15 protein-coding genes are annotated in these 13456 nt (G+C 36.1%); 9 read left to right on the plus strand and 6 right to left on the minus strand.

Annotation, left to right across the window (positions count from 1 at the left end):
- Positions 1-104 precede the first annotated feature (104 nt).
- Entirely contained in the window at positions 105-1808 is a 1704-nt protein-coding gene (locus tag FRZ67_RS03165) for a PAS domain S-box protein (protein ID WP_147188150.1), read from the minus strand.
- A gap of 388 nt (positions 1809-2196) precedes the next feature.
- Entirely contained in the window at positions 2197-2955 is a 759-nt protein-coding gene (locus FRZ67_RS03170) for an acyl-CoA desaturase (RefSeq protein ID WP_147188151.1), read from the minus strand.
- A 787-nt stretch (positions 2956-3742) separates the two neighbouring features.
- Here FRZ67_RS03170 and FRZ67_RS03175 point away from each other — a divergent pair.
- Entirely contained in the window at positions 3743-4243 is a 501-nt protein-coding gene (locus FRZ67_RS03175; protein ID WP_147188152.1) for a hypothetical protein, read from the plus strand.
- Entirely contained in the window at positions 4224-4964 is a 741-nt protein-coding gene (locus FRZ67_RS23480) for a hypothetical protein (RefSeq protein WP_192903897.1), read from the plus strand. Before FRZ67_RS03175 ends, FRZ67_RS23480 begins: the two co-directional genes overlap by 20 nt.
- Before the next feature lie 123 nt (positions 4965-5087).
- On the opposite strand, the gene FRZ67_RS03185 is transcribed toward FRZ67_RS23480, so the two are convergent.
- The gene (locus FRZ67_RS03185; protein WP_147188153.1) at positions 5088-5600 is read right to left on the minus strand and encodes a transposase; all 513 of its coding nucleotides are present in this window, start codon (positions 5598-5600) and stop codon (positions 5088-5090) included.
- Between FRZ67_RS03185 and FRZ67_RS03190 the strand changes: the two genes are divergently transcribed.
- From FRZ67_RS03190 to FRZ67_RS03220, 7 genes are all read left to right on the plus strand, one after another.
- Complete coding sequence (locus tag FRZ67_RS03190; RefSeq protein ID WP_158638290.1) at positions 5540-5812, plus strand: integrase core domain-containing protein; 273 nt, start codon at positions 5540-5542, stop codon at positions 5810-5812. The two genes, FRZ67_RS03185 and FRZ67_RS03190, sit on opposite strands and share 61 nt — an antisense overlap.
- A 271-nt stretch (positions 5813-6083) precedes the next feature.
- Positions 6084-6893 (plus strand): AraC family transcriptional regulator, encoded by an 810-nt coding sequence (locus FRZ67_RS03195; protein ID WP_147188155.1) that lies wholly within the window; start codon positions 6084-6086, stop codon positions 6891-6893.
- 79 nt (positions 6894-6972) lie between these two features.
- The gene (locus FRZ67_RS03200; protein WP_147188156.1) at positions 6973-8628 is read left to right on the plus strand and encodes a serine hydrolase domain-containing protein; all 1656 of its coding nucleotides are present in this window, start codon (positions 6973-6975) and stop codon (positions 8626-8628) included.
- Positions 8629-9295: 667 nt separating this feature from the next.
- Complete coding sequence (locus tag FRZ67_RS03205) at positions 9296-9694, plus strand: putative quinol monooxygenase (RefSeq protein WP_192903898.1); 399 nt, start codon at positions 9296-9298, stop codon at positions 9692-9694.
- A gap of 137 nt (positions 9695-9831) precedes the next feature.
- A complete protein-coding gene (locus FRZ67_RS03210; RefSeq protein WP_147188157.1) occupies positions 9832-10818 on the plus strand; it encodes an aldo/keto reductase in 987 nt (328 codons plus the stop codon).
- Positions 10819-10842: 24 nt separating this feature from the next.
- Positions 10843-11421 (plus strand): NAD(P)H-binding protein, encoded by a 579-nt coding sequence (locus FRZ67_RS03215; RefSeq protein WP_147188158.1) that lies wholly within the window; start codon positions 10843-10845, stop codon positions 11419-11421.
- A gap of 5 nt (positions 11422-11426) precedes the next feature.
- Positions 11427-11834 (plus strand): (R)-mandelonitrile lyase, encoded by a 408-nt coding sequence (locus FRZ67_RS03220; RefSeq protein WP_147188159.1) that lies wholly within the window; start codon positions 11427-11429, stop codon positions 11832-11834.
- Between the two features lie 155 nt (positions 11835-11989).
- Here FRZ67_RS03220 and FRZ67_RS03225 read toward each other — a convergent pair whose 3' ends face one another.
- The 3 genes from FRZ67_RS03225 to FRZ67_RS03230 all read right to left on the minus strand — a co-directional run bounded on the left by FRZ67_RS03225 (position 11990) and on the right by FRZ67_RS03230 (position 13428).
- The gene (locus tag FRZ67_RS03225) at positions 11990-12526 is read right to left on the minus strand and encodes a PCC domain-containing protein (protein WP_147188160.1); all 537 of its coding nucleotides are present in this window, start codon (positions 12524-12526) and stop codon (positions 11990-11992) included.
- Between the two features lie 59 nt (positions 12527-12585).
- A complete protein-coding gene (locus FRZ67_RS23330) occupies positions 12586-12723 on the minus strand; it encodes a hypothetical protein (protein WP_158638291.1) in 138 nt (45 codons plus the stop codon).
- A 168-nt stretch (positions 12724-12891) separates the two neighbouring features.
- On the minus strand, positions 12892-13428 hold the full coding sequence (locus FRZ67_RS03230) for a hypothetical protein (RefSeq protein ID WP_147188161.1): 537 nt from the start codon (positions 13426-13428) through the stop codon (positions 12892-12894).
- Between the last annotated feature and the right edge of the window lie 28 nt (positions 13429-13456).

Genomic DNA, 13456 nt, shown 5'->3' on the forward strand with positions numbered 1-13456 from the left:
AACCGTAAATGTAGATCCCTCCCCTTGTTTACTTATAAATGATATATTTCCACCTAATAACTCAACATATTTTTTTACAATGAACTGAATAGATTGCCCTTTTTTCAATATATCGTGTTTACTCCTTCCATAATTTTAACAGCTAGGTCCTGTAGACTTAAGCTTTCATTTATTATTTCCACTGCACCCTGTTCTAACTTTTCAACAGAAAGAAAGTCATTTAAAATATCTACAAGCGTTACTATTGAAGATTTAACACGATCAATGTGTTTCTTTCTTTTTTCTTCATCTTCCTGTTTATTATATGCCTCAATAAGTGAAACACTGGAAAGAATCGTACTTAACGGAGTACGCAATTCGTGAGATGCAACGGCAACAAAACGAGACTTCTGTTGACTTAACTCTTGTTCTCTTTCCAGCGATTGCCTTAGCTGCTGTGTTCTTTCGGTAACCCTTTTTTCCAGTAAAGCATTTGTTTGTTCTAACGCTTCGTACAATTTGCAACGTGTAACAAAACTTTCTGCTTTCTGTGCGTATAGATTCATTTTGTTAAGGTCACTTGTTGAAAATATAACAGGAGAAGAAAAATGTATAGATATCATACCGATGGGTAAACCATCCTGCCCCATTAATGGAGTAGAAAGTACTGAACGAAACCTGGAATTACGGGCAATAACACGGTGGGGAGCGAATAAAGCGTCTCTTTCTGTATCTTCTATTACTATCTGGCGCTTTGTTTTTAATGCCCGTCCACAAGCAGACTCATCGTTTGCAGAAACTTCTTTGAAATAATCCAGGAATTTTTTATCGAAGCCCTTTTGCGCAGCAATGGTCAACACTTGCTTTTCGCTATCGAAAAACTGGATATTCCCTTTATCAGCGCCCATTAGTTGCATCGCAGTGTTAAGTATTTCTTCGAGACCTTGCTGCATATTATTAATACCTGAAAGCCGGGTACCGGACTTGTTAAGATAAATAAGGAATGCTGTCTCTTCTTCCAGTAAAGATTGCTTTCTCTGCAGTTCCTCTTCATCTTTTTTTTGTTGTGTTATATCGATGCTTAATGTAGTCAGTTGGCCAGGCTTCAGTGAATAAAAACTGTGATCAAACCAGCGCCCCAGGGATTGTATATATTGCTGGCACCTGATATTTTCACCAGTTAATTCAACCCGCTGAATGATTTCAATTAATGTCTCATCCAATGGCCCAAAAAATTCACTTCGCAGGTGTCCTATTATTTCATGGCGTGGTTTCCCTATAATTTTTTCTGTAGCAGGGTTTACTTCAAGAAAAAGCAAATCAGTTATGTGGCCATTGTTGTTCTTTATAATTTGCTGCTGAATAAAAAATTCATGAATTCCTTCAAAAATTAAGCGATACTCTTTTTCACTTTGTTTTGCGTGTTCCTCCGCCTTTATTCTTTCTGTAATGTCTGTTACAAATGCAATAGCTTTTCTCCCGCCTTCCAGTTCATAATATCCCAGGCTGATTTCTACAGGAAAACTGGATCCATTTTTTTTACGCGCAAACAGGTTAAGTCCATATCCCATTGGCCTTGCCCTGGGATCTGCAAAATAATGATCCCTGTGTTGCACATGCCTCTTTTTAAGAGCCTCCGGTATTAAAACTTCCACCCGTTTACCATGCAGCTCAGATTTTTTGTATCCAAATATTTTTTCACTGCAGGGATTTGCAAGTTGAATATACCCGTCAGTATCAACCACCAAAATACCCACAGTTGCATGTTTGAACAAAGCGTAGAAACTGGCTTCACCAGCAAGTGTTATCAGGGATGAATCGGGGCTCATTTTTTACAAATAACTAAAAGGTTTATATTGGCTATTGGACTGCTGGCTTATTCAAAAAAATTAGCAGGATAGCTTTGTTGTCTTCTTTAGGTTGGAATAATAGCAGGGGACTATTCTATAAAAATAAAAAAAAATGTCTAAAAAATCAAATCAGATATGCCCTTTTTTCCAAACGAAATCATGAAAAACGCCAACTTTTTTTTACTAAATAAGTTGATTATTACTGCAAATAAATTGTAGAAAAGTAAAAATCGATCTTTATTGGCAATGGATTAGTGATACAAAGGCCCTTAGCGCAGAAAGATAAGTTTAACAGGAGTTGCATCAGCCCAGGGATAAGTAGCATTTTATCTAAACAACCAGTCTTCATTTCATGATTTCAATTTAATTAAAATTCAACTTCCATTCTTTTTAAAGAGGTATTTTTAACCCGGATGATATGCAACCAATCCAAAACCCGGATAACAGGATATACCGGATCAATTTCATGCCACCTTACACCTCCAAAGTTTATCCTTGATGGATATTTATGATGATTGTTATGGTAGGCTTCTCCAAGCATTACTACATCCACCGGCAATAAATTTCTAGATGTATTATTCACGTCAAAATTTCTGTAGCCATACTTATGTGCAAACCAATTTACGATGGTACCATGTACAGGCCCCATTAATATATGCACAGGTATCAGCAGATACATCCACCATGCCGTTGCGAAATAAATATAATAAGTAATATAGACGAGGCTCCAGAATACAGAAGAAGTCCAGGTAAGCGCAAACCTGTCAAATGCCGGCCAGTCCGGCACATTTTTTTTGAATTTTTCATCAACAGGTAACGACCCATTATAAATACCAAGGTAAACTTTATTGGTACGCATCATCATGGCAAATACATTTTTTGAATGCCTTGGGGAATGCGGGTCTTTGTCCGTATCTGTATAAGCATGATGCATCCTGTGCATAATGGCGTAAGCATGTGGGCTCATGTAAGATGAACCCTGTGTTATATAAGACAGTATATAAAAAAATCGCTCCCAGTTTTTGTTCATGGTAAACGCATCATGAGACGCATACCTGTGATAAAAAAAAGTTTGTGTAAATAAGGAAAGATACCAGTGAGCAATAAAGAAAATAAGAATAGCCATTTAACGCTTACTTTTTAAATTAACTGCAAAATAAATGGGGCCATATAAAATTAAAATGATGCATGTCATTGATTATTTTGATGTTGGTCAGGGCAGTTCTTTCGGTCTTTATTGAAATGATTTGAAAATTAGTTTTTTGTTCTCAGCTTCATATAGCCATTAAGCTTTCGTTGCGTCGCACTCCTGTACGTTCGGTTCTTTATGCAGCAATTTGTCTGAACCATGATTTTAAAAGATTAGCATGATTTACATGATGTAAATAAATTGATCTTACTAATCATATCAATCACGCCGGTCACACAAATCACAGTTCAGACAACTTATATACAACTAATTCCCAAACCATCAATGTGGTTTTTCACATACCATTTTGTGATAAATCACCTTTTTTATTTTAAAGAATATGTTTTCATTTGTACCATCAAATCCAAATGTGTAACAGCAATAACCTAAATCCAATCTTCTGAAAAATCTTCTGCCGATTATTGATTAATACCACGGGTAGTAATTAAAAAGATCACGTTACAATTTTTAATAGCATTACTGGTTAAGCATATGCCTACATCAAAAGCTATGCAGGAATATAACTTAACTAAAACAACATTTTGCTTACCCGTTTTTAAACGTTTGTAAGTGTTTATAAACGTTTAAAAACGAAAGTTTAAAGTTGTATTTGCGCAATAGATTATTATTGAAAATCAATATTCTTTTATAGATTTATTGCGTCAATACAAACGATGCCTGCAATTTGGTGCGACTTCAAACTCTTCAAATAAAACCTAATAATATGAGCGATTCAAAAATTCAAGTGAAAGTAGGTATTGTCGAATTTTCAGGCGAAGGTAATCAAGATTGGTTGGCGAAGCAGTTAGACAAGATTCTTGACAAAGTACCGGAGTTATTGAAAATTGAAGTTGGTGACTCAACCAATAAGGATAACCAAAATAAAGGTGGTGGCAGTGGAAGTAGCAACGTTGGCGGTGCTGGCACTATTTCAGGACTATCAGTTTTAAATATTGCAGGCAAGTTGAGCAATAAATCTGGAAGCGACTTAGTAATAATAGCTGCTGCTTTTTTACATTTTGTAGAAGGTAAGACATCTTTTACGAGAGATGATATTTCAACGGCAATGAAAAAAGCTACAGGCGTTTATAAAGACAATTATTTGAGCAACCTGACAAAATACCTTACTCAGTTAGAAAAAAATAGCACACTGTTAAAGAGTGGAACCACGTATTCATTAAATGCCAACAAAGTAAATGAGCTGAATGCAATATTATCTAAGTAAAGAAACCTTTCAGACAATTCTTGCTAATCCCAAATTAGGCAGACTGGATAAATTACTGCTTATCCTCTTTTGGGATGAAGAAACCCCTAAATCATTGGCAAAAATAAAAGAGATTGGCACTGCAAATGGTTTGAGGGAATGTGTGAAATGGAATATTTCTGACACATTAGGAAAAGCAAAAGGTAAGGCGACCTCAATAAAAGGCAATTGGGTTTTAACAATCCCGGGACGTACACATTTGGCAACTCAAAAATATTTGAGTGAGAAGAAATCCCATGCAGTAAACGATGCAAAAGATTTGAGAGCACATTTATCTGCAATAGCAAACCCACAAACAAAAAGTTTCATAGAAGAAGCAATTAGTTGTCTTGAGGCGGACCAGAAAAGAGCTGCTGTTGTTTTTTCGTGGATTGGTGCAATGGCTGTTCTTTATGACGAAGTTGTAAGTAATCATTTGGCTGCTTTTAATGCTGAAGCAATTCGAAAAGATGCAAAATGGAAAGTGGCTAAAAATTCGGATGACCTAGGGAAAATGAAAGAATTTGACTTCTTGAATATTCTCGAAACAATTTCGGTTATTGGTAAGAATGTAAAACAAGAACTTCAACAATGTTTGCAACTTCGAAATGGTTGCGGACATCCGAATTCTTTAAAAATAGGTTTTCGACGAGTCGCTGCTCATATAGAAATTCTAATTCTTAATGTGTTTTCCAAATTTTGAAAGCTGACAACAACCGAAAAACTGCAGGCAACAAGGGTCACTGTTGCACAACCATAATTTCAAAAAGTTACATTTATTCTCCATTTCAAAAAGCATTTAGAAGCTATTAGAGAGAAGCTATTTTTACTTTCCTGTAAAACACATTTTACAGACAGAAAATTTTAATGCCGCTATTGGGCTTAAAACAAGTTGCTGTACAATGATTTTTAAAAAGTCAAAACCTGCTGCCTTGTTTGCTTTTATAAGTGCCATTGCTTTGATTGCTGTTTTGGGTGCATTATACCGCAACCATTTCTTAAGGTTATATACTGTAGCCGCCAGTAACAGCATTTTGTTGGCTGCTTTTATTCCTCTTGCATTTAAACGCTTCATGCCGGTAAAATTGATCAGTGTGCCCCATACCGGTTCTACCGTACTGCTGCGTTTGCGTTTCATCACCCTTGCTTTTACGGTCTGTTGTCTTGCCTTTGCTCTTTCCAGTTCTGCTTTGTATATACTGTGCTGTACTTTTTTTGTTTTGGCTTTATCACTGATGCAGGTCTTTCTTAATGGACAATTTTTACAATCACTTTGTAATGAAAAATATTTCTTTACCAGGTGACCTCTCCCATAGAGTAAATGGCATTTTAAAAACAGAACTTGTCAGCAGTTTTTACAGTGATTTGTATGCAGCATCGGTACACATAGCAAGATGCATTACTATTTACAACCACAGAAGAAGACACAGCAGTTTAAATTGGCAAATACCTGCTGAGGTGCATACACAAAAAGGACCACAGATAAGACGATGGAAAAACTATTATCAAAACAACACAAAACAAAAGGAGGTAACCATGCAACCAACCTGATAAGCCAGCGCACAAAAAATATTTTCTTAGCTGTAGAGGGCACGAAAATATTTTTGCCAACACACAAATAAACACCTTAATAAATCAACCTTATTCAGGATGTATTATCTTAGTCAACCAGTAACAGGATTATTTACCAAAATCAGTCAACTTTTTTCAGGACGGGTCATATCTTTAATCAGCAGCGGCACCGGGCAGACAGAACGCAGAATACCGCCACATCGCCAATGCTTTAATGTTATGTGATATTTTAAAAGACCATTCATCATCAATGAAACTCTTACATACAGGACAATTTCATGGGCAGACAAATAATACTGTTTTTCTTAATGGCTTGACCTTGACAGACACCGAATACACACAGGACAAGGTAGATTGGCATTACCATCAAAATGCTTACTTTACTTTTATTCTGCAGGGAAATGTAATTGAAGGAAATAAGAAAGAAGTATTTAATTGCTCCGCAGGTGATTTATTATTTCATAATTGGCAGGAACCGCACTACAATATTAAACCTCGTGGATTCACACGTGGCTTTCATATTGAACTTCAAGAAAATTGGCTTCAAAATTTACATTTTAGTTTAGGCAATTTGACCGGAAGTATGAATATTAAAGACCCCGACTTAAAACTCTCGTTATACAAAATTTTTAAAGAAACAAAAATTAATGACCAAACATCTCAACTATCAATTGAGAGTTTATTACTGCAGGTATTAAAACAAATTATTAAGGATGTCGAAATGCCGTCAAAAAAAAATCCAACCTGGGTTACTAAAATAAGAGAAATTTTAAACGAAACATTTTGTGATAAGCTTACGCTTTCTGAACTGTCTAACAGCGTAGGTATTCACCCTTCACATCTTTCAAGAGGTTTTCCAATATATTTTCAATGCACTATAGGAAATTATATCAGGAAACTAAAGATTCAAAAATCACTTACACTTCTTCCAAAAAAAAATATTTCTTTATCTGCAATAGCTTTTGAGTGTGGTTTTGCAGACCAAAGCCATTTTATCAGGTGTTTTAAAGACATGTTGGGGATTGCACCTTTTACCTACAGAAAACTAATACTTAGTTAAACACAGCAGACGTTAATTTTATTCTATTTATGTTACAACTGCTAAAGTAATTTTGGGCTTCATTATATTGAAATTAAAAATGAAGCATTTACTTTTAATAAGTTGTTTACTCATACTTAACGCTGCATATATATATGCACAAACTGAAAACATAGTAAAAACAGAAGGCATAACTTCGGAGCTGCACCGAAACAATATTGGTAAGATATATTTTACCTCAAATGAAATTGCTTTCCCGGATTTAAAAAGTTCAGATTTCTTATCTACTTATAAACTAACAAATAAAAGCAATCTTTTTTTTATTGCTTTTATGGGCAATTCAATAACCAACTACTTACACCAATTAAATCCTGGTTTGTCTGCTGATTCACTTGTAAAAAGCGGGAACTATCAGTTTACGCTTTTAATAGATAATCAACTAATTTATCAGAGCAATTTGTATCCCGGTGCTCCTTATGCAAGGATACAGGACAGTGCAACTGTTATCAACAAGCCTCTTATCAATAATGAAAACGGCAATGGGCTTTGGAGTGAATCATTCTGGAACAGGTTTATGCATTTTGGCGGCGATTCTGCCTTAACCGAAGGCAGGCATTTATTACGAATGGAAATAAAGCCTTACCTGAAAGCAGGCGATATTAAAGTGGGAGAGTTAATTGCTGCCGGTAATTTAAACCTGATTGTGGAGCGAAAACCTGTTATTAATATTGCCAACATTACGCTAAGTCCGGTGAAACCGTATAATGGCTTTAAGGTATCAAAAGAAATTTTTAATACGAATAAAATTAAAGAACTGAAAGGAAATGTTGAAGAAGGCGTCTTCAAAAAAATAAGCAGTATCGTCGTAATTAAAAATGGGAAATTATTAATTGAAGAATATTTTAATGGTGAAACCCGCTATACATTGCATGATCCGCGTTCGGTAGGAAAATCATTTGCTTCAACCTTAACAGGCATAGCCATTCATGAAAACTATTTACACACAGAAAACCAGCGGCTGAATGAGTTTTACAACTTACATGCTTTTGAAAATTATTCCCTGCAGAAAGAAAATGTAACACTTAAAGACTTGCTAACTATGAGTTCTGCTTTTGATGGTAATGACGAAGATGAAAATTCTCCCGGCAACGAGGAAAATATGTACCCGACAGACGACTGGGTGAAATTTGCATTGGGCTTGCCAGCTAAAAAGGATAGCCTTAATAATAACTGGCATTATTTTACAGCAGGGGTAATCCTTTTAGGAGATATCTTAAACAAAACTGTTCCCGGCGGACTTGAGAAATATGCAGATGAGAAGTTATTTAAGCCCTTAGGCATTTTAAACTACAAGTGGCAATATACACCTCAGCATGTGCCTAACACGGCCGGTGGCATTCAAATGAATGCACTGGATTTTGCAAAATATGGACAACTATACAAAAACGGAGGAAAATGGAATGGCGAGCAACTAATATCAAAAGAATGGGTGCTTAAAACATTCACAAAACAAAAGCAAATAACAGACAGAAACAATGAGTTTTATAGCTACTTGTTTTGGAATAAAACATTTAAAGCAAACAATAAAAGCTATGAAGCATATTATTGTGCAGGTAATGGTGGAAACTATATTATAGTGTTTATAAACCAACCTCTTGTTATTGTAATAACTGCTACTGCCTACGGACAGTCGTATGCACACCCACAAATAAACAAGATACTTTCAGATTATATTTTACCGGCAATAATCAAATAATCTCATCTATATTGATTGACAAAACATCACACAACATAAGGTCACTGTTGCACAACCATAATTTCAAAAAATGATTAGTTATAACTCCTCTTCACAGGCATTTAAAAGCTTTTGCAGAGTGTCTGTTTTTGCTTTCTTACAAAGTATATTGATGGAGAAAAAAAAATCGGTGCTGCTACCTGGTTCAAAACAAGTTGCAGTAACATGTTTTTTAAAAGCCCAAAACCTTCTCCCTGATTTGCTTTTATAAGTACCATAGCTTTGATTGCTGTTTTAGGTGCATTATACCGCAACCATTTCTTAAGGTTATATACTGTAGCGCCAGTAACAGCATTTTGTTGGCTGCTATTTCCCTATCGGTTGGTGTCCATAACTACTTAACCATTCCGGCGGGTGGGGACACACCGCCGGTAGCACCGTAACTGCACACGCACACTTATCGGTTTATGTCCCCATCAACCGAAACTATTGTATTTGATGCACAAAGAACAAACCGTACAAGTGAGTGACACAACCACAGCCGCCCAAACTACCCAAAGCCCGCCACCAAAAATCTTTATTCAACACCTGCTAATGTTTGATTTTCGTAATTGATTGTTTGGTTTTAGTTATACCCCTACCCTCTTGTTAATATAACTTTGTGCGATAAATTTTAGATACCAATAGAATGAAAACAAAGAACATAAGTTTATTAGCCTTGTTTCTTCTCTCAGTTGTGTTTACAATTCTTTCCAACAAAGCATCTGCACAGGAGAAAAACCAAATGGTAAGGTTGGCAAAAATTGTAATTGATTCAACACAACTGGAAAACTACAAAGCTTTACTGAAAGAGGAAATTGAAACATCTGTGCGTGTTGAGCCCGGCGTGATCACTTTATATGCAGTATCTGAAAAGAATAATCCTGCGCACATTACTATTCTTGAAATATATGCTGATACTTCTGCTTACAAAGCACATTTACAAGCACCACATTTTATAAAATACAAAACGGGTACAAAAGATATGGTTAAGTCGCTTGAACTTGCAGAAGCCGATCCACTTGTACCGGGGATGAAAATAAAATGATGCAATATTTAGTAAAGCTGTTTGCATTATACTCAATAGATAATAAACCGTTGAAGAGTGCGACGCAACAAAGCTTGATAGCAGAAATGCTGCTTAGTACATAAAACAATTATTATATAAAAGCAAAAAATAAAATTATGCAACAACGTAAACTTGGACAGGAAGGTTTAGCAGTTTCAGCAATCGGTCTTGGTTGTATGGGAATGACATTTTCTTATTATCCATTTCCCGAAAAACAGGATGCCATTAATCTGATTCATAAAGCAGTAGAAGAAGGTGTTACTTTTTTTGATACTGCTGAAGTGTACGGACCTTATAACAATGAAGAATTGGTGGGCGAAGCATTAGCGCCATATCGTGATAAAGTAGTGATCGCAACGAAATTTGGGTTCAATATCCAGGATGGAAAAATGGCTGGTGTAACCAGTAAGCCGGAACACATCAGGAAAGCAGTGGAAGGTTCTCTCAAAAGATTGAAAGTTGATGTGATTGATCTTTTGTACCAGCATCGTGTTGATCCGAATACACCCATTGAAGATGTGGCAGGCACTGTGAAAGACCTGATAGCGGAAGGCAAAGTAAAATACTTTGGCTTATCTGAAGCTGGTGCGCAAACCATTCGTAAGGCGCATGCAGTGCAGCCTGTAAGCGCATTGCAAAGTGAATATTCTATGTGGACAAGACAACACGAAACAGAAATCATCCCTACAATTGAAGAACTCGGCATTGGATTGGTTGCATTCAGCCCGCTGGGTAAAGGATTTCTTGCAGGCAAAATAGATGAGACAACAAAATTTGCGCAAGGCGATTTACGCACCATGTTGCCAAGGTTTACAGAAGATGCACGTATTGCCAACAAAGCATTGCTTGATGTGGTGGGCAAATTTGCAGAAAGAAAAAATGCAACGCCTGCTCAGATCGCATTGGCATGGGTGCTGGCACAAAAGCCATGGATCGTTCCTATTCCTGGTACAACAAAAATTCATCGCCTGACAGAAAATAATGGTGCTGCAAATATTGAATTTACTGCAGCAGAATTGCAGGAAATGGAAGAAGCTTCTGCACAGGTAAAAATAATGGGCACCCGTTATACAGAAGCTATGGAAAAATCGACAGGGTTATAAATGATCTAACAGAATTGCTGAATAATGAAAAATGTAATCATACTCGGTGCCAGTGGCAATATTGCAAAACATGTTATTGATATCTTAGTAAAGAAAGACGACATTGATCTTACCTTGTTTTTACGTAACAAGAACAGATTGAAAAATACTAATGTTTCAAAAAGCCGAATCATAGAAGGTGATGTGCTCGCTTATGATCAGTTGAAAAAAGCAATTGCGGGAAAGGATATAGTATATGCAAATCTTTCGGGTGCTCTCGAAGCGTTGGCAAAAAATATTGTAAGGGCAATGAAAGAAACAGGCGTTAGGAAAATTATTTTCATTTGCTCAATCGGCATCTACGATGTTCCTTTAAAACCTGTTTTAGAACCTTATCGAAAAGCCGCCGATGTAATTGAAGCATCAGGTCTTGAATACACTATTCTGCGTCCCACATGGTTTACCAATGCAGATGAAGTGGATTATGAGACAACAAGAAAAGGAAAGCCGGAAAAAGGTTCTGTCATTTCTCAAAAAAGCCTTGCAACTTTAATAACGAAAATCATTGAATCACCGGAAAAATATGTTCACGAAAATCTTGGAGTAAACAAACCAAATTCTTAATAATCATGAACACTTCAGAAAATCAAAACGCCATCTTTCCAAAAGGTGAAAGAGCCCCTGCAGATTATTTTACCGGAACTGCATGGTTAAAAATGCTGGTGCAGGCAAATGATATTTTTAATACATCAATTGGTAACGTAACTTTTGAGCCCGGCACCAGGAACAACTGGCACAAACATCCCGGCGGGCAAATTCTTATCGTTACAGATGGGGTTGGTTATTACCAGGAAAAAGGAAAACCAATACAGACAATCCGCCGGGGTGATGTTATACAGATTCCACCGGATGTTGTGCACTGGCATGGTGCTTCGCACAACAGTGAGATGACTCATCTAGCTATCAACACCAACACGCAAAAAGGAATTGTAGAATGGTTGGAACGTGTAACTGATGAAGAGTATAATAAAATTTGAAAGGTCTAAATAATAAAAACGTAGTAGTAAACACTACAACGTTTTTGTTTTTTATGTACTAAGCTGGAGTGCTACTATTAAACTTTTCTTGCGTCGCACGCTTGTACTGTTTGTTTTCATGGCAGCAAATAACGCCAGCGACAGGTTTACATCTGTTACTCTTTTTGAATTTTTAAATCAGAAAAAAAACTTTCAGTACCAACTTCAACCCAAAGGCCAATGCCACCTGAAAAACCCGCTCCATGCTTCAGATCATTTACTATCAATGAGGGTTGCTTACTGTTATCAAGGTAAAGTTTTGCTTGTGTATCTTTCACTTCAATCCGCAGCGTAATCCACTTATTCATCTCCATAGCTGCATACGATTCATACCGCTCCGGTGATTCATTTCTTAAGCGGTCAAACTTATAGTCCGGGTAAGAATAGTATTGAATAGAATGATTTCTCCTTACCTGGTCATCCACACTTGCATATCTTTTATCAAGCTTTTTATACAAAGCAGTGGGTTCAACAGTTACAAATACTTCTAATGTAGGACCGACGTATAATTCTAACAGGTGACCACCACGAACAATGGCATCTTTATCAGCAACACTTACATGCGTATGTGCAACCGGCTTACCATTGAAAATAGCAATATTACCTATGAAAGAAGCGATCTCTGATGTATCAACCGGAATTACTTTAAACATTTTGCCGCTGCACTTTCTAAAGTACAAGTGAGTGACACAACCAAAGCTTCATGAAATATTTAAAAGCCTGGAAAAATATTCTCATTAAACGGGTATTCTGCACTGCTTCCTGCTGTTTCATTTTTTGTAATAAAAAATATCGTTGCAAATGCTGCGGCCTTTAAACTCAGTGTAATGAATAATAATTTATTTTTCATTTTTATTAAGTTTTAAAAATATAGATGTTTTTTATTGAGCATAAAGCTATAATGACATAGCGCCGGTAATTTGATAAATGATGTGAATAAGGAAAAATTTGCTGTGAACTTTGAGATTTGTGCAGAATTTGGAAAGCCAGGAGTGTAATATTAAGGCTATTTATATAGCTATAAACCAGTATAAGTTTTCTTTGACGACTCTGTTTTTGAAGGATCAGGATATTCATAGAGGATATACCCTGTTAACCGCCCATTTTTGTATTGAAGTATTTTAGCGACTCTTTGATTCCTGTCATACAAATAATGATTTTCAAATTTGGATTTACTCTTTGCATCGGTTCTGCACTCTAATAATAACCTGTTATTTACGCCATAGCAGGTTTGTATTACCTGCAAAAGACTATCTTTTTTTATTGAAAATTTTCTGATAGTTCTTACATGTTTACCATAACTGTATTCATAACGGTAATTGCCATCATAGCCAGTGTGTAAAGAATCCCGGTAAATATTTGAAACATTTGTTTTATCACTGTAGTCCTGATATGAAATGCTTACCAGCTTCAGTTTGCTTTTTCTATTGCCAGAATCTTTTGAATGGGTAGAATATTGATATACTATCCTTTTAAACTGGTTCTGTGAAAAACAGAGATTTGCAGAGCATAATAAAATGCAAAAGGCGAAACCTTTTAAAGCAGATGCTTTCATAAATAGGGGATTTAAACGGATGTAGTCA

Source organism: Panacibacter ginsenosidivorans (genome assembly GCF_007971225.1).
Taxonomy (GTDB): domain Bacteria; phylum Bacteroidota; class Bacteroidia; order Chitinophagales; family Chitinophagaceae; genus Panacibacter; species Panacibacter ginsenosidivorans.

What these genes read in the sequence shown, in the direction of transcription:
- FRZ67_RS03165 (WP_147188150.1), bottom strand. Translation starts at nt 1,808, where the DNA reads ATGAGCCCCGATTCATCCCTGATAACACTTGCTGGTGAAGCCAGTTTC.
- FRZ67_RS03170 (WP_147188151.1), bottom strand. Translation starts at nt 2,955, where the DNA reads ATGGCTATTCTTATTTTCTTTATTGCTCACTGGTATCTTTCCTTATTT.
- FRZ67_RS03175 (WP_147188152.1), top strand. Translation starts at nt 3,743, where the DNA reads ATGAGCGATTCAAAAATTCAAGTGAAAGTAGGTATTGTCGAATTTTCA.
- FRZ67_RS23480 (WP_192903897.1), top strand. Translation starts at nt 4,224, where the DNA reads ATGCAATATTATCTAAGTAAAGAAACCTTTCAGACAATTCTTGCTAAT.
- FRZ67_RS03190 (WP_158638290.1), top strand. Translation starts at nt 5,540, where the DNA reads ATGAAAAATATTTCTTTACCAGGTGACCTCTCCCATAGAGTAAATGGC.
- FRZ67_RS03195 (WP_147188155.1), top strand. Translation starts at nt 6,084, where the DNA reads ATGAAACTCTTACATACAGGACAATTTCATGGGCAGACAAATAATACT.
- FRZ67_RS03200 (WP_147188156.1), top strand. Translation starts at nt 6,973, where the DNA reads ATGAAGCATTTACTTTTAATAAGTTGTTTACTCATACTTAACGCTGCA.
- FRZ67_RS03205 (WP_192903898.1), top strand. Translation starts at nt 9,296, where the DNA reads ATGAAAACAAAGAACATAAGTTTATTAGCCTTGTTTCTTCTCTCAGTT.
- FRZ67_RS03210 (WP_147188157.1), top strand. Translation starts at nt 9,832, where the DNA reads ATGCAACAACGTAAACTTGGACAGGAAGGTTTAGCAGTTTCAGCAATC.
- FRZ67_RS03215 (WP_147188158.1), top strand. Translation starts at nt 10,843, where the DNA reads ATGAAAAATGTAATCATACTCGGTGCCAGTGGCAATATTGCAAAACAT.
- FRZ67_RS03220 (WP_147188159.1), top strand. Translation starts at nt 11,427, where the DNA reads ATGAACACTTCAGAAAATCAAAACGCCATCTTTCCAAAAGGTGAAAGA.
- FRZ67_RS03225 (WP_147188160.1), bottom strand. Translation starts at nt 12,526, where the DNA reads ATGTTTAAAGTAATTCCGGTTGATACATCAGAGATCGCTTCTTTCATA.
- FRZ67_RS23330 (WP_158638291.1), bottom strand. Translation starts at nt 12,723, where the DNA reads ATGAAAAATAAATTATTATTCATTACACTGAGTTTAAAGGCCGCAGCA.
- FRZ67_RS03230 (WP_147188161.1), bottom strand. Translation starts at nt 13,428, where the DNA reads ATGAAAGCATCTGCTTTAAAAGGTTTCGCCTTTTGCATTTTATTATGC.